Origin of the sequence: Pseudomonas sp. SWRI18, assembly GCF_014268345.1 — a bacterium.
Taxonomy (GTDB): domain Bacteria; phylum Pseudomonadota; class Gammaproteobacteria; order Pseudomonadales; family Pseudomonadaceae; genus Aquipseudomonas; species Aquipseudomonas cedrina.
Genome location: NZ_JACCQQ010000010.1, coordinates 167,802 through 185,115, shown reverse-complemented (window position 1 = coordinate 185,115; position 17,314 = coordinate 167,802). Strand labels below are relative to the sequence as shown.

15 protein-coding genes are annotated in these 17,314 nt (G+C 59.4%); 4 read left to right on the top strand and 11 right to left on the bottom strand.

Annotated elements, in window-relative coordinates; genetic code table 11:
* Positions 1 to 21: 21 nt before the first annotated feature.
* From greA to grpE, 7 genes are all read right to left on the bottom strand, one after another.
* The gene (greA, locus tag H0Z09_RS13805; protein WP_076952884.1) at positions 22 to 498 is read right to left on the bottom strand and encodes a transcription elongation factor GreA; all 477 of its coding nucleotides are present in this window, start codon (positions 496 to 498) and stop codon (positions 22 to 24) included.
* Positions 499 to 500: 2 nt separating this feature from the next.
* Entirely contained in the window at positions 501 to 3,722 is a 3,222-nt protein-coding gene (carB, locus tag H0Z09_RS13800; RefSeq protein ID WP_186691086.1) for a carbamoyl-phosphate synthase large subunit, read from the bottom strand.
* Positions 3,723 to 3,827: 105 nt separating this feature from the next.
* On the bottom strand, positions 3,828 to 4,964 hold the full coding sequence (gene carA / locus H0Z09_RS13795) for a glutamine-hydrolyzing carbamoyl-phosphate synthase small subunit (protein WP_186691085.1): 1,137 nt from the start codon (positions 4,962 to 4,964) through the stop codon (positions 3,828 to 3,830).
* Between the two features lie 259 nt (positions 4,965 to 5,223).
* Positions 5,224 to 6,030 (bottom strand): 4-hydroxy-tetrahydrodipicolinate reductase, encoded by an 807-nt coding sequence (dapB, locus tag H0Z09_RS13790; protein ID WP_076952830.1) that lies wholly within the window; start codon positions 6,028 to 6,030, stop codon positions 5,224 to 5,226.
* 10 nt (positions 6,031 to 6,040) lie between these two features.
* Positions 6,041 to 7,165 (bottom strand): molecular chaperone DnaJ, encoded by a 1,125-nt coding sequence (gene dnaJ, locus H0Z09_RS13785; RefSeq protein WP_076952829.1) that lies wholly within the window; start codon positions 7,163 to 7,165, stop codon positions 6,041 to 6,043.
* Positions 7,166 to 7,481: 316 nt separating this feature from the next.
* Positions 7,482 to 9,398 (bottom strand): molecular chaperone DnaK, encoded by a 1,917-nt coding sequence (dnaK, locus tag H0Z09_RS13780; RefSeq protein WP_076952828.1) that lies wholly within the window; start codon positions 9,396 to 9,398, stop codon positions 7,482 to 7,484.
* Positions 9,399 to 9,500: 102 nt separating this feature from the next.
* Positions 9,501 to 10,061: a nucleotide exchange factor GrpE gene (gene grpE / locus H0Z09_RS13775; RefSeq protein ID WP_186691084.1), complete on the bottom strand. Its 561-nt coding sequence runs from the start codon at positions 10,059 to 10,061 to the stop codon at positions 9,501 to 9,503.
* Between the two features lie 253 nt (positions 10,062 to 10,314).
* On the opposite strand from grpE, the gene recN reads away from it, so the two are divergent.
* A complete protein-coding gene (recN, locus tag H0Z09_RS13770) occupies positions 10,315 to 11,988 on the top strand; it encodes a DNA repair protein RecN (protein ID WP_186691083.1) in 1,674 nt (557 codons plus the stop codon).
* Between the two features lie 85 nt (positions 11,989 to 12,073).
* On the opposite strand, the gene fur is transcribed toward recN, so the two are convergent.
* Positions 12,074 to 12,478, bottom strand: coding sequence for a ferric iron uptake transcriptional regulator (gene fur / locus H0Z09_RS13765; protein WP_003194220.1), 405 nt, complete (start codon positions 12,476 to 12,478; stop codon positions 12,074 to 12,076).
* A 98-nt stretch (positions 12,479 to 12,576) separates the two neighbouring features.
* Between fur and H0Z09_RS13760 the strand changes: the two genes are divergently transcribed.
* On the top strand, positions 12,577 to 13,104 hold the full coding sequence (locus H0Z09_RS13760; protein WP_076952825.1) for an outer membrane protein assembly factor BamE: 528 nt from the start codon (positions 12,577 to 12,579) through the stop codon (positions 13,102 to 13,104).
* 63 nt (positions 13,105 to 13,167) lie between these two features.
* Here the strand turns inward: H0Z09_RS13760 and H0Z09_RS13755 are convergent, their stop codons facing one another.
* Positions 13,168 to 13,470, bottom strand: coding sequence for an RnfH family protein (locus H0Z09_RS13755; protein ID WP_186691082.1), 303 nt, complete (start codon positions 13,468 to 13,470; stop codon positions 13,168 to 13,170).
* Entirely contained in the window at positions 13,463 to 13,897 is a 435-nt protein-coding gene (locus H0Z09_RS13750; protein ID WP_076952823.1) for a type II toxin-antitoxin system RatA family toxin, read from the bottom strand. Before H0Z09_RS13750 ends, H0Z09_RS13755 begins: the two co-directional genes overlap by 8 nt.
* Positions 13,898 to 14,064: 167 nt before the next feature.
* Between H0Z09_RS13750 and smpB the strand changes: the two genes are divergently transcribed.
* Complete coding sequence (gene smpB / locus H0Z09_RS13745) at positions 14,065 to 14,547, top strand: SsrA-binding protein SmpB (RefSeq protein ID WP_049711476.1); 483 nt, start codon at positions 14,065 to 14,067, stop codon at positions 14,545 to 14,547.
* 36 nt (positions 14,548 to 14,583) lie between these two features.
* On the opposite strand, the gene H0Z09_RS13740 is transcribed toward smpB, so the two are convergent.
* On the bottom strand, positions 14,584 to 15,366 hold the full coding sequence (locus H0Z09_RS13740; RefSeq protein ID WP_186691081.1) for an FCD domain-containing protein: 783 nt from the start codon (positions 15,364 to 15,366) through the stop codon (positions 14,584 to 14,586).
* Between the two features lie 250 nt (positions 15,367 to 15,616).
* Between H0Z09_RS13740 and H0Z09_RS13735 the strand changes: the two genes are divergently transcribed.
* On the top strand, positions 15,617 to 17,311 hold the full coding sequence (locus H0Z09_RS13735; RefSeq protein ID WP_186691080.1) for a lactate permease LctP family transporter: 1,695 nt from the start codon (positions 15,617 to 15,619) through the stop codon (positions 17,309 to 17,311).
* The last annotated feature ends 3 nt before the right edge of the window (positions 17,312 to 17,314 follow it).

Sequence of the window (17,314 nt, the reverse complement as noted above, 5' to 3'; positions counted from 1 at the left end):
GCACGAAGCGGGCGCCGTCTTTCAGATGTGACGAACTTCAACAATCTCGTACTCGATCACGCCGCCAGGGGTTTTCACAGACACCACATCCCCCTCTTCCTTGGCAATCAAGGCGCGGGCAAGGGGTGAACCGACGGAGATCTTGCCAAGTTTGAAGTCAGCCTCGTCTTCACCCACGATTTGGTAGACCACGCGCTCATCCGTCTCGACGTTGGCGATTTCCACGGTGGTGCCGAAAATCACCTTGCCGGTATGTGGAATCGTCGTGACATCAATGATCACCGCATTCTGCATGCGGCCTTCGATGTCACGGATGCGCGCCTCGACCATACCCTGCTGCTCGCGAGCAGCGTGGTATTCGGCGTTTTCCTTCAGATCACCCAGCTCGCGGGCCGTACCGATATCCTGGCTCAGCTTTGGACGAACGACCTTGGTCAGGTGGGCGTGTTCCTCTTCTAGGGCGCGAGCGCCCTGAACGGTCATCGGGTATTTGGTTATGCTCATGCCTTCAATCCTGCGTGTAGATCCTGCAAGCGACGCACGGTCTTTTCCGGACCGAACTTGAGCGCTTCGCAGATGGCTTCGCCAGCAGCAATAGTGGTGGTGCAGTAGATCTTGTGCTGCAAGGCATTACGACGAATGGAGTAGGAGTCCGCGATCGACTGGCGACCTTCGGTGGTGTTGATGATCAAGGTGACTTCGTCGTTCTTGATCATGTCGACCACGTGCGGACGGCCTTCCGTCACCTTGTTCACGCGACGCACTTTCAGGCCTGCGGCTTCGATCAGCTTGGCGGTCCCGGCAGTGGCCACGATTTCGAAGCCCAAGTTGATCAGATCACGGGCCACGCCTGCAACCAGTGGCTTGTCATCATCACGCACGCTGATGAACGCAGTACCGCCGGTCGGCAGCACTTCGCTGGCGCCCATCTGGGCCTTGGCGAACGCTTCGCCGAAGGTGTCGCCCACGCCCATCACTTCACCGGTGGACTTCATCTCAGGGCCCAGGATCGGGTCCACGCCAGGGAACTTGGCGAAGGGGAACACCGCCTCTTTGACGCTGTAGAAGTTCGGAATGATCTCCTTGGTGAAGCCGATTTCCTTCAGGGTCTTACCGGCCATCACGCGGGCAGCGATCATGGCCAGGGACACACCGATGCACTTGGATACAAACGGCACGGTACGCGAAGCACGTGGGTTGACTTCGATGACGTAGATGTCTTCGCCTTGCAGCGCCAACTGAACGTTCATCAGGCCGACCACGCCCAGTTCCAGGGCCATTTTCTTGACCTGTTCGCGCATCTCGTCCTGGATGTGCGCCGGCAGCGAGTACGGCGGCAGCGAGCACGCAGAGTCACCGGAGTGAACGCCCGCCTGTTCGATATGCTGCATGATCGCGCCGATCACTACGTCGGTACCATCGCAAACCGCATCCACGTCCATCTCGATGGCGCAGTTGAGGAAGTGGTCGAGCAGCACGGGGCTATCGTTGGACACTTTCACCGCGTCGCGCAGGTAGCGCTTGAGCTCGTCTTCTTCGTAGACGATTTCCATCGCACGACCGCCCAGTACGTAGGACGGGCGCACCACCAGCGGGTAACCGATCTTGCTGGCGGCGCGGATGGCTTCGTCTTCGCTGCGCACGGTGGCGTTTGGCGGCTGACGCAGGTTCAGGCGCTCAACCATCTGCTGGAAACGCTCACGGTCTTCTGCACGGTCGATGGCGTCCGGGCTGGTGCCGATGATGGGCACGCCTGCGGCTTCCAGGGCACGCGCCAGTTTCAGCGGGGTCTGGCCTCCGTACTGGACGATCACGCCTTTGGGCTTCTCGACGCGACAGATTTCCAGCACGTCTTCCAGGGTGACCGGCTCGAAGTACAGACGGTCGGAAGTGTCGTAGTCCGTGGAAACCGTTTCCGGGTTGCAGTTGACCATGATGGTCTCGTACCCGTCTTCGCGCAGCGCAAGGGCGGCGTGTACGCAGCAATAGTCGAACTCGATGCCCTGGCCGATGCGGTTCGGACCGCCGCCCAGGATGATGATCTTGTCGCGGCCCGACGGCGCGGCTTCGCACTCTTCCTCATAGGTGGAGTACATGTAGGCAGTGTCGGTGGCGAACTCGGCGGCGCAGGTGTCCACGCGCTTGTAGACCGGAAAGATATCCAGCTTGTGGCGATGGGTGCGCAGGTTCTTCTCGGTCACACCCAGCAGCTTGGCCAGACGCTGGTCGGAGAAGCCTTTGCGCTTGAGGCGGAACATCAGGTCGCGGTCGATGGACGACAGACCGAGGGTCTTGACCTTCTCTTCTTCCTTGATCAGATCTTCGATCTGCACCAGGAACCACGGGTCGATCATGTTCATGCCGAAGATGTCTTCGACGGTCATGCCCGCACGGAAGGCGTCAGCCACGTACCAGATGCGCTCGGCGCCCGGCACGGTCAGCTCGCGCTTGAGGATGCTCATGCTTTCCGGGTTGCTCAGGTCGAGCTTCTCGTCCAGGCCGCAAACGCCCACTTCCAGGCCTCGCAGGGCTTTCTGCAGGGACTCCTGGAAAGTCCGGCCGATGGCCATGACTTCACCGACCGACTTCATCTGAGTGGTCAGGCGTGCGTCGGCCTTGGGGAATTTCTCGAAAGCAAAGCGCGGCAGCTTGGTGACAACGTAGTCGATAGACGGCTCGAAAGACGCCGGCATGGCGCCGCCGGTGATTTCGTTTTGCAGCTCGTCCAAGGTGTATCCGATTGCCAGCTTGGCCGCGATACGCGCGATCGGGAAGCCGGTCGCTTTCGATGCCAGCGCCGAAGAGCGCGATACACGCGGGTTCATCTCGATCACGACCATGCGGCCCGTGTCCGGACAGATGCCGAACTGAACGTTAGAGCCGCCGGTTTCAACGCCGATCTCACGCAATACCGCCAACGAGGCGTTACGCATGATCTGGTATTCCTTGTCCGTCAGGGTCTGCGCCGGAGCAACGGTGATCGAGTCGCCGGTGTGCACGCCCATCGGGTCGAAGTTTTCGATGGAGCAGACGATGATGCAGTTGTCTTTTTTGTCGCGGACAACCTCCATCTCGTACTCTTTCCAGCCGATCAGGGATTCGTCGATCAGCAACTCTTTGGTCGGTGACAGATCCAGACCACGGGCGCAGATTTCTTCGAACTCTTCACGGTTGTAAGCAATGCCACCGCCGGTGCCGCCCATGGTGAAGGACGGACGGATGATGCACGGGAAGCCCAGCTTTTCGAGAACCGCGTTGGCCTCTTCCATGCTGTGGGCGATACCGGAGCGCGGGCAGTCAAGGCCGATGGACTTCATCGCCTTGTCGAAACGCGAACGGTCTTCGGCCTTGTCGATGGTGTCGGCGTTCGCGCCGATCATCTCTACGCCGAACTTTTCCAGGACGCCTTCGCGCTCAAGGTCCAGGGCGCAATTCAGGGCGGTCTGGCCGCCCATGGTCGGCAGCAACGCGTCCGGACGCTCTTTCTCGATGATCTTGGCAACGGTCTGCCACTTGATCGGTTCGATGTAGGTGGCGTCGGCCATGTCCGGGTCGGTCATGATGGTGGCCGGGTTGGAGTTCACCAGGATGACGCGGTAGCCCTCTTCGCGCAGGGCTTTACAGGCCTGGGCGCCGGAGTAGTCGAATTCACAGGCCTGGCCGATCACGATCGGGCCAGCGCCGAGAATCAGGATGCTTTTTATGTCTGTACGTTTTGGCATGGGTTTGTCACTCAAATCCGCAGGTCAGTCGGCAAGCCGTCTTGAACACTCTTTGAAGAGCCTGCGGGGGCCACCGATACTCGGGGCCGCCCGCAGGCTGCTCAGTCAGCGTCGCTTGGCCATCTCATTGATGAAACGGTCGAACAGCGGCGCTACGTCGTTCGGGCCGGGGCTGGCTTCAGGGTGGCCCTGGAAGCTGAACGCGCTCTTGTCGGTGCGCTCGATGCCTTGCAGGGAACCGTCGAACAGCGACTTGTGGATGGCGCGCACGTTCGCCGGCAGGGTCGCTTCATCCACCGCAAAACCGTGGTTCTGGCTGGTGATCATGACGACGCCGGTGTCCAGGTCTTGCACGGGGTGGTTGGCGCCGTGGTGGCCGTGGCCCATTTTCAGGGTCTTGGCGCCGGAGGCCAGGGCCAGCAGCTGGTGGCCAAGGCAGATACCGAACACCGGAATGTCGGTCTCCAGCACGTCCTTGATGGCCTGGATGGCGTAGTCGCAGGGCTCCGGGTCACCGGGGCCGTTGGACAGGAACACGCCGTCCGGCTGCAGGGCGAGCACGTCGCTGGCAGGCGTTTGCGCCGGCACCACGGTCACGCGGCAGCCGCGCTCAACCAGCATGCGCAGGATGTTGTACTTTACGCCGTAGTCGTAGGCCACAACATGGTAAGGCAACTCAGCGGCATCGATCGTCGCATGGCTGTCGGTCTTCAGGTCCCAGACAGTGGAACGCCACTCGTACTTCTCTTTGACGCTGACGACTTTCGCCAGGTCCATGCCCTTCAGCCCAGGGAACCCTTGCGCCGCGGCAATCGCCGCCTCCTCGGAGATATTCTCACCGACCATGATGCAGCCGTTCTGCGAGCCTTTTTCACGCAGGATGCGTGTCAGGCGGCGCGTATCGATACCGGCGATCGCCACAACGTTGTTGGCTTTCAGGTAATCGGAGAGCGACATCGTGTTACGCCAGTTGCTCGCAACCAGGGGCAGGTCACGAATCACCAGACCGGCCGACCAGACACGATCAGACTCGACGTCTTCCGGTGTAGTACCGGTGTTGCCGATGTGCGGATAGGTCAGGGTAACGATCTGTTGGGCGTAGGAAGGATCGGTAAGGATTTCCTGATAGCCGGTCATGGCGGTGTTGAACACCACCTCTCCAACGGTTTGACCGTCGGCTCCAATGGCTTCGCCGCGAAAAATGCTGCCATCAGCAAGGGCGAGTATGGCTGGCTTAGTCAAGAAGACCTCCCGTAAATAAAGCCTGAAAGGGCGATCGCAGGTTGCAAAAAAGCGGAGTGACGTATGGACACGTCACCCCGCTTCTTCACTGAATTATTCTGCGCGCTTTTAGTGGACACACTAAAGCTGTAGCTTACAGAAAAAGGCTTTTTTGGTCCACCGCTAATGAGCCTTAAAGGCAGGGGAATGCGACAGGACGTCGCTTAGCGGGTAAAAACGGGGCCCAAGCATAAGTTTGAGGCCCTGTTTTAGCTACTGTTTAGTGCAGATCCAGCACATCACGCATGTCGTACAGACCCGGCTCGCGACCTTCCAACCAGAGCGCAGCACGTACCGCACCCTTGGCAAAGGTCATGCGACTGGACGCCTTGTGCGTGATTTCCAGGCGCTCGCCTTCACTGGCGAACAACACGGTGTGATCACCCACCACATCGCCACCGCGCACCGTTGCAAAACCAATGGTGTCACGCGCACGCGCGCCGGTATGGCCTTCACGACCGTACACCGCCACCTTCGACAAATCGCGGCCCAACGCGTCGGCAATCGCTTCACCCATGCGCAAGGCAGTGCCCGACGGCGCATCGATCTTGTGACGGTGGTGGGTCTCGATGATCTCGATATCCGCCTCGTCACCCAACACCCGCGCCGCGAGGTCGAGCAATTTGAGCGACAGGTTCACGCCGACGCTGAAGTTGGCGGCGAAGACGATGGGAATATCCTTGCCCGCGTCCGCCAGCAAATGCTTTTGCTCCGCCGTCAACCCGGTGGTGCCGATTACCATGGCCTTGCCCGCTTTACGGCAGAACGCCAAGTTTTTCAGCATCACTTCCGGCAGGGTGAAATCGATCAGCACATCGAATTCATCGGCCACCTGCTCCAGGTTGCCGGACAACGAAACGCCGATACGCCCCAATGAAGCCAACTCACCAGCGTCCGCGCCGATCAACGTGCTGCCCGGACGAACAATCGCCGCCGTCAGGCCAGAGGCCGGCGAACGCAGCTGTACCGCCTCCACCAGCGTCTTGCCCATGCGCCCGGCTGCGCCCATTACGGCTATACGTCGCATATTCAATTCCTTACAGGTCGCCGAAGAAGCGCTTCACGCCATCGAAGAAGCCCGTGGTTTTCGGCGAGTGCGAGTCATCGCCTTCCAGGGAGCTGCGGAACTCTTCCAACAGTTCGCGCTGACGCCGCCCCAGGTTGACCGGCGTTTCAACCGCGACGCGGCACATCAGGTCGCCCGCTCCACCACCGCGCACCGGCGCAACGCCTTTGCCACGGATACGGAACTGCTTGCCGGTTTGAGTACCCTCAGGGATCTTCAGTTTGACGCGACCGTCGAGCGTCGGGATTTCCAGCTCGCCACCCAGGGCGGCATCGACAAAGCTGATCGGCACTTCGCAGAACAGGTGCTTGCCGTCGCGCTGGAAGATCGAGTGCTCACGCACATTGATCACCACGTACAGATCGCCCGTAGGCCCGCCCTGGGCACCCGCCTCGCCTTCACCCGAAAGGCGAATGCGGTCACCGGTGTCCACACCCGCCGGCACTTTCACCGATAGGGTCTTGTACTCTTCGACGCGACCTTCGCCGTGGCAGGCGTCGCACGGGTCGGAAATGATCTTGCCCTGGCCATGGCAACGCGGGCAGGTCTGCTGCACCGAGAAGAAGCCTTGCTGCATACGGACCTGGCCGATACCGCCGCAGGTCGGGCAGGTGATCGGCGATGAGCCTTTCTTGGCACCCGAACCATCGCACGGCTTGCAGTTGACCAGCGTTGGCACGCGGATATTGACGCTGGTACCGCGCACGGCTTCTTCCAGGTTCAATTCCAGGGTGTAACGCAAATCGCTGCCGCGCTGGGCGCCGCCACGCTGGCCGCCCCGGCCACCGCCGAAGAAATCACTGAATACGTCGCCGAAAATGTCGGAGAAATTCTGACCGCCAAAACCGGCACCGCCGCCACCCATGCTCGGGTCGACGCCCGCATGACCATACTGGTCGTAGGCTGCACGTTTATTGGGATCAGACAGGCATTCGTAGGCCTCGTTGGCCTCCTTGAACATCTCTTCGGATTCTTTGCTGTCCGGATTACGGTCCGGGTGATGCTTCATCGCCAGGCGACGGTAGGCCTTCTTCAGGTCCGCCTCGCTGGAGCCGCGCTCCACACCCAACACTTCGTAATAGTCACGCTTTGCCATAAGTCTTTGCACTCTTAAGGACGTTCGGCCAGACCCTCCTGAGCCCCGCCAAACTCGTTGAGCCCCAATACAGGCCCGGACCCAACTCACGTCAATTCAACGATCCTGGTCGTTACTACTTTCAGCCAGGGACCCGGCCAAAACGCGGTATTTATTACTCGGAAAGCAGGAGCATTTCCGATCACACCGCCAGCATCCGCACGTTGTCGCATGCTGTAAAAATTCGCATACCCCAGACACGCCAACGCGGGAGCAAGCTCCCGCGCGGCGACATCCTACCAGTCACCGCTTGAAAGCGGTCAACCGGACAACCCAATTACTTGTTGTCTTTGACTTCTTCGAACTCGGCATCGACAACGTCGTCGTGCTTGGCTTCAGGCTCTGCCTGTTGCGCGGCAGCGTCAGCTGGCTGACCTTGTTCGGCATACATTTTCTGAGCAACCGGGGCAGAGACTTTGGACAGCTCCTCGATCTTGGCTTCGATAGCGGCCTTGTCGTCGCCTTTGACGGCGGCTTCCAGGGCAACCACGGCAGCTTCGATCGCGGCCTTCTCTTCCGCAGTCACTTTGTCGCCAGCATCTGCGACCATTTTGCGCGTCGAGTGAACCAGCGCATCACCTTGGTTACGGGCGCCAGCCAGTTCGGCAAACTTGGCATCCGCATCGGCATTGGCTTCAGCATCACGAATCATCTGTTGAATTTCTTCATCAGACAGACCGGAGTTGGCCTTGATGGTGATCTTCTGCTCTTTGCCGGTCGCCTTGTCTTTCGCGCCGACGTGCAGGATGCCGTTGGCGTCGATGTCGAAGGTCACTTCGATTTGCGGCACGCCACGCGGTGCTGGTGGAATCTCGGCCAGGTCGAACTTGCCCAGGGATTTGTTCTGGGCGGCTTGCTTACGCTCACCTTGCAGCACGTGAATGGTCACGGCGCCCTGGTTGTCGTCGGCAGTCGAGAACACCTGGGATTTCTTGGTAGGAATCGTGGTGTTTTTCTCGATCAGCGCAGTCATTACGCCACCCATGGTTTCGATACCCAGGGTCAGCGGGCTCACGTCCAGCAGCAGCACGTCTTTCACGTCACCGGCCAATACCGCGCCCTGGATGGCAGCACCCATGGCAACCGCTTCGTCCGGGTTCACGTCTTTACGTGCTTCCTTGCCGAAGAATTCGGTAACTTTCTGCTGCACCAGCGGCATGCGGGTCTGGCCGCCCACCAGGATCACGTCGTTGATGGAACCCACGTCGATACCGGCGTCTTTCAGGGCGATGCGGCATGGCTCGATGGTGCGCTGAACCAGGTCTTCAACCAGTGCTTCCAACTTGGCGCGAGAAATCTTCACGTTCAAGTGCTTAGGACCGGTGGCATCTGCAGTGATGTACGGCAGGTTCACGTCGGTCGACATGCTCGAGGACAGTTCGATCTTGGCTTTCTCAGCGGCTTCTTTCAGGCGCTGCATCGCCAGCGGGTCACCCTTGAGGTTCATGCCGCTTTCTTTCTTGAATTCGTCAACGAGGTAGTCGATCAGACGAATGTCGAAGTCCTCGCCACCCAGGAAGGTGTCACCGTTGGTGGCCAACACTTCGAACTGGTGCTCGCCGTCAACTTCAGCGATCTCGATGACGGAGACGTCGAAAGTACCACCACCCAGGTCATAAACGATCACGGTGTGGTCGCCTTTGGCCTTATCCATACCGTAAGCCAGGGCAGCTGCGGTTGGTTCGTTGATGATACGTTTTACGTCCAGGCCCGCGATGCGGCCGGCGTCTTTGGTTGCCTGGCGCTGGCTGTCGTTGAAGTAGGCCGGAACGGTGATCACCGCTTCGGTCACTGTTTCACCGAGGTAGTCTTCGGCAGTCTTCTTCATCTTTTTCAAGACTTCAGCCGAGATCTGCGGCGCGGACATCCGGGTGCCATTTACCTCAACCCAGGCGTCACCGTTGTCGGCCTTGGCGATTTTGTAAGGCACCATCTTGATGTCTTTCTGTACGACTTCTTCGTCGAACTTACGACCGATCAGACGTTTTACCGCGTACAGGGTGTTGTGCGGGTTGGTGACAGCCTGGCGCTTGGCCGACTGACCCACCAGGATCTCGCCATCATTCGCGTAAGCGATGATCGACGGCGTGGTACGCGCGCCTTCGGCGTTCTCGATAACTTTGGCCTTGCCGTTTTCCATGACCGAGACGCACGAGTTGGTGGTCCCCAGGTCGATGCCGATAATTTTACCCATGATTGACTCTCCCGAAACTTGAATTTGGTTGCCGCAGCAGTGGTGGCTAACTGCGGTAGCACTTAAACGCTTGACTTATAGATGGGGGCCTTGCGGCGTATTTCAAGCCTGCTCATCAATAGAAGGCGAAACGGGTGCGGGAGCCTTGCTCACCACCACCATCGCCGGGCGCAGCAAGCGACCATTGAGCAGATAGCCTTTCTGGAAGACTTTCAATACGCTGTTTGGCTCCAGGTCATGGCTTTCCTGCATCGCCATGGCTTGGTGATGTTCAGCGTTGAACGGTTCGCCGCCCGCTGGGTCGATGGCTTCCAGCTGATAACGCTTCAGGGTGTCCTGGAACATTTTCAGGGTCAGTTCGATCCCTTCGCGCATCGCGCGGATGTTTTCGTCGTCCGGGTTGGACAACTCAAGACCGCGCTCCAGACTGTCGATAATCGGCAGCAAATCTGCAGCGAATTTTTCCAGTGCGAATTTGTGAGCCTTCTCTACGTCCTGCTCGGCACGGCGGCGGACGTTCTGCAGATCGGCGGCAACACGCAAAGACTGATCCTGCGCAGCGGCCAATTGCTCTTCGAGCACTTGCACACGGGTCGCCAGCTCGTCGCCGACAGCCGAATTGGCGTCTGGATTTTGCGTATCCTGCGTCTGTTCGTCAGCCATAGTGTTCTCCTTTCAAATCATGCGCGAACTCAACTCGCGCTTCTGTTCCGGTATATGGGGCCACAATTTCCAGGTTCAAGGGCGCAGGCGTTACCAAAAGTCTTTCAATTGACCTTCATCAATTCTTGCTCGGTCATTCCGGATTGCACTTAAAAAACGCTCAAACCAAGCAAATCAAGCTAAGCGACAGGATTGTCAGCCCCGGACAAAACACTGTATAAATAACCAGACATAAAGCCTGGGAGCGGCCGTCATGCTCGTGCACTTGTCCGTACATAACTACGCCATCGTTGAACACCTGGATCTTGAACTGGATCGCGGGATGAGCGTAATCACAGGCGAAACCGGCGCCGGCAAGTCGATCATGCTCGACGCCCTGGGCCTTACCTTGGGTGATCGTGCCGACAGCGGCGTGGTGCGCCCCGGTGCGGACAAGGCCGATATTCTGGCCACCTTCGACCTGGCGGATATCCCCGAGGCCGAAACCTGGCTGGCCGAGCGCGACCTTAATAATGAAGGCCCGTGCATCCTGCGCCGGGTCATCACGGCGGAAGGCCGCTCACGCGGGTATATCAATGGCACACCTTGCCCGCTTGGCGACCTGAAGGCGCTGGGCGAGCTGCTGATCGACATCCACAGCCAGCATGAACATCAGTCGCTGCTGAAAACCGACACCCACCGCCGCCTGCTCGATGAATATGCGGGCGCCACCGACCTTGCGCGCCAGGTACAGCTTGCCGCTCAGCGCTGGCGCCAGACCCGCCAGGAGCTGGAGCGACTCTCCAATTCCGGCGATGAACAACGCGCTCGCCACCAATTGCTCAGCTATCAGCTCGAAGAGCTGGAAAGCCTGGGCCTGGGCGAGACCGAGCTTGAACAACTCGAACAGGAACACAAGAACCTCACCAACGCCGAAACTCTGCTGGGTATTTGCCGCCAGGTGGTGGAGCAATGCAGCGAGAGTGATTCCGGCAACGTGCTCAACGCACTGACCGCGAGCCTCAACCGTCTGTCCAGCGTGAACAACGCCTCCGGCTCGCTGAGCGAAGCCACTACCTTGCTCACCAGTGCGCAGATCCAGGTCGAGGAAGCCGTCGGCGAACTCAATCGCTTCTTGGATCACTTCGATGCCGACCCGGCACGCTTGCAGGAAATAGAGGAACGCCTGGACACCATCTATACCCTGGCGCGCAAACATCGCATCCAGCCCACCGAAGTGGCGGCAATGCAGCAAAAGCTGATGGATGAAATCGAAACGCTGAACGCCAACGATGAATCCATCGAACGCCTGGGTGAGGAGCTCGCTTCTTTCGCCCGCCACTATCAGGAGAAAGCGCGCGAACTGAGCGACCTTCGCCAACAAGCGGCGACGGGCCTGGCCAGCGCAGTAGAACTGGAAATCCAGCGCCTGGGCATGCCGGGCGGGCGTTTCACCATTGAATTGCGCGCCAACGCCAGCAACGAACTCCAGCCTCATGGCCTGGAACAGGTCGAACTGCTGGTCAGCGCCAACCCCGGTCAGCCGCTCAAGGCGCTGGCCAAAGTGGCATCCGGTGGCGAACTTTCGCGGATCAGCCTGGCCATCCAGGTGATCACCGCCCAAACCTCTCGGGTTCCGACGCTGGTATTCGACGAAGTCGACGTAGGCATTGGCGGCCCGACTGCAGAAATTGTAGGCCAACTGCTGCGACGCCTGGGGGATAGAGGCCAGGTGCTTACGGTGACCCACTTGCCGCAAGTCGCGGCCCAAGGGCATCAGCACCTGTTTGTGCATAAGGTACGAGGCAGTGATGCGACGCACACGGCCGTGTCCAAGCTGAACAAGTCGGAACGCGTGGAGGAAGTGGCGCGCATGCTCGGTGGTATTGATTTGACCAAGGAATCGCTGGCGCATGCGAAGAAGATGGTCGTGGCGGCGAAGGCCTGATCGGGTAAATTTTCCCCTATAGAAAGCACGAAGGCGACCCTGAGGTCGCCTTCGATCGTTTTGCAGCGTAAATCTGCAGCGCTTGTTACTTTTTCTTACGGATGTACAGGACCAGGTTATGGTCAACCAAATCGAAGCCGTGCTCTTCAGCAATCTTATGCTGCAGCGCTTCGATCTCAGGGCTGGTGAACTCGATAACCTCATTGGTATCCAGGTCAACCATGTGGTCGTGATGACCACCGTCAGCCAATTCGAACACTGCATGACCGCCGTCGAAATTATGACGAACCACCAGCCCAGCGGCTTCAAACTGGGTCAGCACACGGTAAACCGTGGCCAGACCAACGTCCTCGTTAGACTCCATCAGCGCCTTGTAGACATCCTCGGCACTCATGTGGCGCTGCTCAGCAGAATCGAGCATTTGTAGAATCTTGACTCGTGGCAGAGTCACTTTGAGACCGGCTTTGCGTAGTTCGCTATTTTCAACCATGGTTAGCTTTCTCGCGGATGCTGCTTCGCAGCTTCTCTTAATACGGGTATGATCGGCGTTTACGTTGTCCCAGCCAAGATAGTGGAAGTCGCCCACCGATGCAAAACACCAAGCTCTTGCTAACCAGTTTCACCTTTGTGGGACTGCTCGCACTCGCCGGTTGTTCATTCCCCGGGGTTTACAAAATCGACATCCAGCAGGGCAATGTCGTCACGCAGGACATGATAGACCAGTTACGCCCCGGAATGACCCGACGGCAAGTACGGTTTATCATGGGTAACCCCCTGCTGACCGACACTTTCCATGCCGATCGCTGGGATTATCTCTACAGCCTCCAGCCTGGTGGCGGTGAGCGCCAGCAGGAGCGTGTCAGTGTCATTTTCAATGGCAATGACCAGCTCGTCAGCCTGTCCGGTGACTTCATGCCCGGCGTAAGCCGTGATGAAGCCCTGCTCGGCAAGGACAACGGGACCAATGTCACCGCGCCTGCGAAGGAAGGCGAGCAGCCGAAGTCCGAAGTTCCGGCCAAGCCTGGCTCCTTGCTCGACAAGATCCAGAAGGACGTCGACGGCGTCGAAACTGTGCCCGTTCCGACGCCGCAACCTCTGGACACCAGCCCGCAGTAACGGTGCGGTGCTCAACAAAAAGCCCGGCATGCCGGGCTTTTTGCTGCCTGCCACTTGGCGGGCTTATGAATTCTGCTGCCTGGCAAGCGCCGCCTTGGCTGCGCGCAGTCGGCGCACTTCTTTCGGGTCGGCCAGCAACGGCCGGTAAATCTCGATGCGATCACCCGCTTGCACAGCACGCACTTCAGCGTCCGCGACCACCTTGCCGAATATGCCCAAAGGGCAATCAGCCAGGTTCAGGTCGGGAAACTGCTGCGCAATACCCGACGCCTGCACCGCTGCCCGCAGACTGATGCCCACCGGTACCGCCACCGTCAATAACACCTGGCGATCTTCGGCGGCATACGCCACCTCAACCTCAACCATGCAGTTGCTTGGCCCGTTCGCAGAACGCATCGACCAGCGTATTGGCCGCCTGATTGAACAACGGCCCCAACGTCGCTCGAATAATCGGCCCGGCGTAATCAAAAGAAAGATCCAGGCTGATTTTGCAGGCCTTATCCGTCAGCGCCTTGAATACCCAGACCCCGTGCAGTTGGGTAAATGGCCCTTCCTGCAGGTTCATTTCGATGGACTTCCCAGGTACCAGCACATTGCGCGTAACAAAGTGCTGGCTAAGACCGCCTTTCGCGACCCCGACACTGGCAACCATGTGCTCATCACTGCTTTCCAGCACTTCGGCGGTTGAGCACCAAGGCAGGAATTCCGGATAACGCGCCACGTCGTTGACCAGGTCATAGAGCGCCTGTGCCGGATAGGGCAGCAGCGCCGAACGTTGAATATGCGTCGTCATGTGTGCGTTATTTCCACTGCTGAGGCAAAACATCGCGAAAGAACAGCCCGATCCGCGAGAGAAAAAAACCAGAGAACTGCCCGCATTGTCCGGGATTCGGACAACACGCTCAAGCACGCAGGTTGACCGTAGCCTACTCGCGCGCAACTCCCTATAATGCCGCCCCTATGGCTAAACAAAAGAAACACCCCACAGGGACCATCGCGCAAAATAAAAAGGCGCGACACGATTACTTCATCGAACATCGGTTCGAGGCTGGTCTGGTCCTGGCCGGCTGGGAAGTAAAGAGTCTGCGTGCCAGCAAGCTGCAGCTGGTCGACAGTTATGTGCTGCTCAAGGACGGCGAGGCGTGGCTGCTCGGCAGTCATATCACCCCGCTGACCACAGCGAGCACCCACGTGATTGCCGACCCGGTGCGCACGCGCAAGCTGCTGCTCAACGCGCGCGAACTGGAAAAGCTCGCTTCCGCCGTACAGCAGAAGGGCTATGCCTGCATCTGCCTGTCCTGGTACTGGAGCAAGCATCTGGTCAAGTGCGAAATTGCCCTGGGCAAGGGCAAGAAGGAGTACGACAAGCGTGATACCGAACGCGAGCGTGACTCCAATCGTGAGCTGCACCGCGCCGTGCGCAACAAGGGCAAGGAAGACTGACCCTTGCCGTGATGTAGCCTAGGGAGCCTCCCTCGGCTACATCCCCTTGCGCCGCTCCGCACGCGCCACGCGCTGTACCTCTTGACGCACCTCCTCCAACACTTCCTGCACATACAGCAGGTGCCGTGTTGAAACCTCGCGTGCCTGCTCGGCCCGCCCTTCGATAATCGCCAGGTACAAATCCCGATGCTGACTGATCAGCATGTCGCGGGTTTCCGTACGCTGCTGATACATGCCACCGATGTTGGTCACCACGTTACGCTTGAGCAGGTCGAAAAGACCGCGAATGGTGTGCAGCAATACGGCGTTGTGGCTGGCCTCGGCGATCGCCAAGTGAAACCTCGCATCCGCCGCGCCCTCCTCCAGTCGACTCACTTCATCAGAGCGGGTGTAGCAATCCTGCAGCGCTTCGAACGCCGCCGTAAGCCGCTCGCGATCCACTTCGGTGGCGCGCTGCGCTGCGTAATAGGCGCAAGAAGCTTCGAGCGTTTGCCGAAATTCCAGCAGATCACGCTGAGCCTCGGGGTTGTTTTCCAACAGATGCAGCAGCGGGTCACTGAACGTCGAGCCGAGTGAATCAGCCACATAGTTGCCACCGCCCTGACGACTGACGAGCAAGCCTTTGGCCGCCAGTTTCTGGATCGCCTCGCGTAAAGACGGACGCGACACACCAAACTGCTCGGCCAACGCGCGCTCGGCCAACGCGCGCTCGGCCGGCAAGCGCTCGCCCGACTTCAACGTGCCCTCAAGGATCATGCCCTCGAGCTGCTCGACGATATCGTCAGACAAACGGCGCTGACGCACCTGATCAAACCCCATCACTCACTCTCCACCATCCCGACCACTCGCCGGCGGCTCCATTCTGGCCTATCGCAGCGCTGGCAGCACCTATCAGAACGCCTTCATTTCAGCCGGTCAGAGCGCTCCGCTCGAACGCCTACGACCAAAGTTTCGTAAGCGGCAAATTGACACATCCCTGCCAAGGCTTTTACTCTAGCCCACAGCGATTGTAAATTGGTATTACCAATTAACCAAGCTAACCAAACAACAACAATCAGGGCCATCCCCCATGCAAACCTGGCAACAGCTCTACAGCCCGCTCGGCAGCCTCGGCCTGTCCGCACTGGCGGCCGTCATTCCGATCGTATTCTTCTTCCTGGCCCTGGCCGTGTTTCGCCTCAAAGGCCATGTGGCCGGCAGCATCACGTTGGCGCTGTCGATCCTGGTGGCGATCTTTGCCTTCCAGATGCCGGTAGACATGGCACTCGCCGCCGCCGGTTACGGCTTTGCCTATGGTCTGTGGCCTATCGCGTGGATCATTGTCGCTGCGGTTTTCCTCTACAAACTCACGGTCAAAAGCGGCCAGTTCGAGATTATCCGCAGCTCCGTGCTGTCGATTACCGATGACCAGCGCCTGCAAGTACTGCTGATCGGTTTCTGCTTCGGCGCCTTCCTCGAAGGCGCGGCCGGTTTCGGTGCTCCCGTGGCGATCACCGCCGCGCTGCTGGTCGGCCTGGGGTTCAACCCGCTGTATGCCGCCGGCCTGTGCCTCATCGCCAACACCGCCCCCGTGGCCTTCGGCGCGCTGGGCATCCCGATTATCGTGGCCGGCCAGGTGACCGGTATCGACGCCTTCAAGATTGGCGCCATGACTGGCCGCCAGCTGCCGTTGTTGTCGCTGTTCGTGCCGTTCTGGCTGGTGTTCATGATGGACGGCCTGCGTGGCGTTCGCGAAACCTGGCCGGCGGCATTGGTCGCGGGCCTGAGCTTTGCCATTACCCAGTACTTCACCTCCAACTTCATCGGCCCGGAACTGCCGGATATCACCTCGGCGCTCGCCAGCCTGATCTCCCTCACACTGTTCCTGAAAATCTGGCAGCCCAAGCGCACCGCCGGCGCACAGATAGCCGGCGCCACCTCCAGCGCAGCGGTCGCCGCCAGTGCCGGCGGTTTCGGCCTGCCGCGCAACACGGCGGTCTCACCCTACAGCCTGGGGCAGATTTTCAAGGCGTGGTCGCCGTTCCTGATTCTTACCGTGCTGGTCACCCTCTGGACGCTCAAACCGTTCAAGGCGATGTTCGCCGCCGGCGGCTCGATGTACAGCTGGGTGTTCAACTTCGCGATCCCCCATCTGGATCAACTGGTGGTCAAGGTCGCACCGATCGTGACCAACCCCACCGCGATCCCGGCCGTGTTCAAGCTGGACCCGATTTCAGCGACCGGCACGGCGATTTTCTTCTCCGCCCTGATCTCGATGCTGGTGCTGAAGATAGACATTAAAACTGGTCTTACCACTTTAAGAGAGACCTTCTACGAGCTACGCTGGCCGATCCTGTCCATCGGCATGGTCCTGGCGTTCGCCTTTGTCACCAACTACTCCGGCATGTCTTCAACCATGGCATTGGTGTTGGCCGGCACAGGTGCTGCCTTCCCGTTCTTCTCGCCTTTCCTCGGTTGGCTGGGGGTTTTCCTGACAGGCTCCGACACCTCGTCCAACGCCCTGTTCAGCTCGCTGCAAGCCACCACCGCGCATCAGATCGGCGTAAATGACACCTTGCTGGTGGCCGCGAATACCAGCGGCGGCGTCACCGGCAAGATGATCTCGCCCCAGTCGATCGCCGTGGCCTGTGCCGCCACCGGCCTGGTGGGCAAGGAATCCGACCTGTTCCGCTTCACGCTCAAACACAGCCTGTTCTTTGCCACGATCGTCGGGTTGATCACCCTGGCCCAGGCGTACTGGTTCACCGGTATGCTGGTGCACTAAGGC

Coding starts and splice junctions, on each gene's coding strand:
- dnaJ (WP_076952829.1), bottom strand. CDS start 7,165: ATGGCAAAGCGTGACTATTACGAAGTGTTGGGTGTGGAGCGCGGCTCC.
- smpB (WP_049711476.1), top strand. CDS start 14,065: ATGGCTAAACAAAAGAAACACCCCACAGGGACCATCGCGCAAAATAAA.
- H0Z09_RS13740 (WP_186691081.1), bottom strand. CDS start 15,366: ATGGGGTTTGATCAGGTGCGTCAGCGCCGTTTGTCTGACGATATCGTC.
- H0Z09_RS13760 (WP_076952825.1), top strand. CDS start 12,577: ATGCAAAACACCAAGCTCTTGCTAACCAGTTTCACCTTTGTGGGACTG.
- H0Z09_RS13735 (WP_186691080.1), top strand. CDS start 15,617: ATGCAAACCTGGCAACAGCTCTACAGCCCGCTCGGCAGCCTCGGCCTG.
- H0Z09_RS13755 (WP_186691082.1), bottom strand. CDS start 13,470: ATGGTTGAGGTTGAGGTGGCGTATGCCGCCGAAGATCGCCAGGTGTTA.
- dapB (WP_076952830.1), bottom strand. CDS start 6,030: ATGCGACGTATAGCCGTAATGGGCGCAGCCGGGCGCATGGGCAAGACG.
- recN (WP_186691083.1), top strand. CDS start 10,315: ATGCTCGTGCACTTGTCCGTACATAACTACGCCATCGTTGAACACCTG.
- carB (WP_186691086.1), bottom strand. CDS start 3,722: ATGCCAAAACGTACAGACATAAAAAGCATCCTGATTCTCGGCGCTGGC.
- dnaK (WP_076952828.1), bottom strand. CDS start 9,398: ATGGGTAAAATTATCGGCATCGACCTGGGGACCACCAACTCGTGCGTC.
- H0Z09_RS13750 (WP_076952823.1), bottom strand. CDS start 13,897: ATGACGACGCATATTCAACGTTCGGCGCTGCTGCCCTATCCGGCACAG.
- grpE (WP_186691084.1), bottom strand. CDS start 10,061: ATGGCTGACGAACAGACGCAGGATACGCAAAATCCAGACGCCAATTCG.
- fur (WP_003194220.1), bottom strand. CDS start 12,478: ATGGTTGAAAATAGCGAACTACGCAAAGCCGGTCTCAAAGTGACTCTG.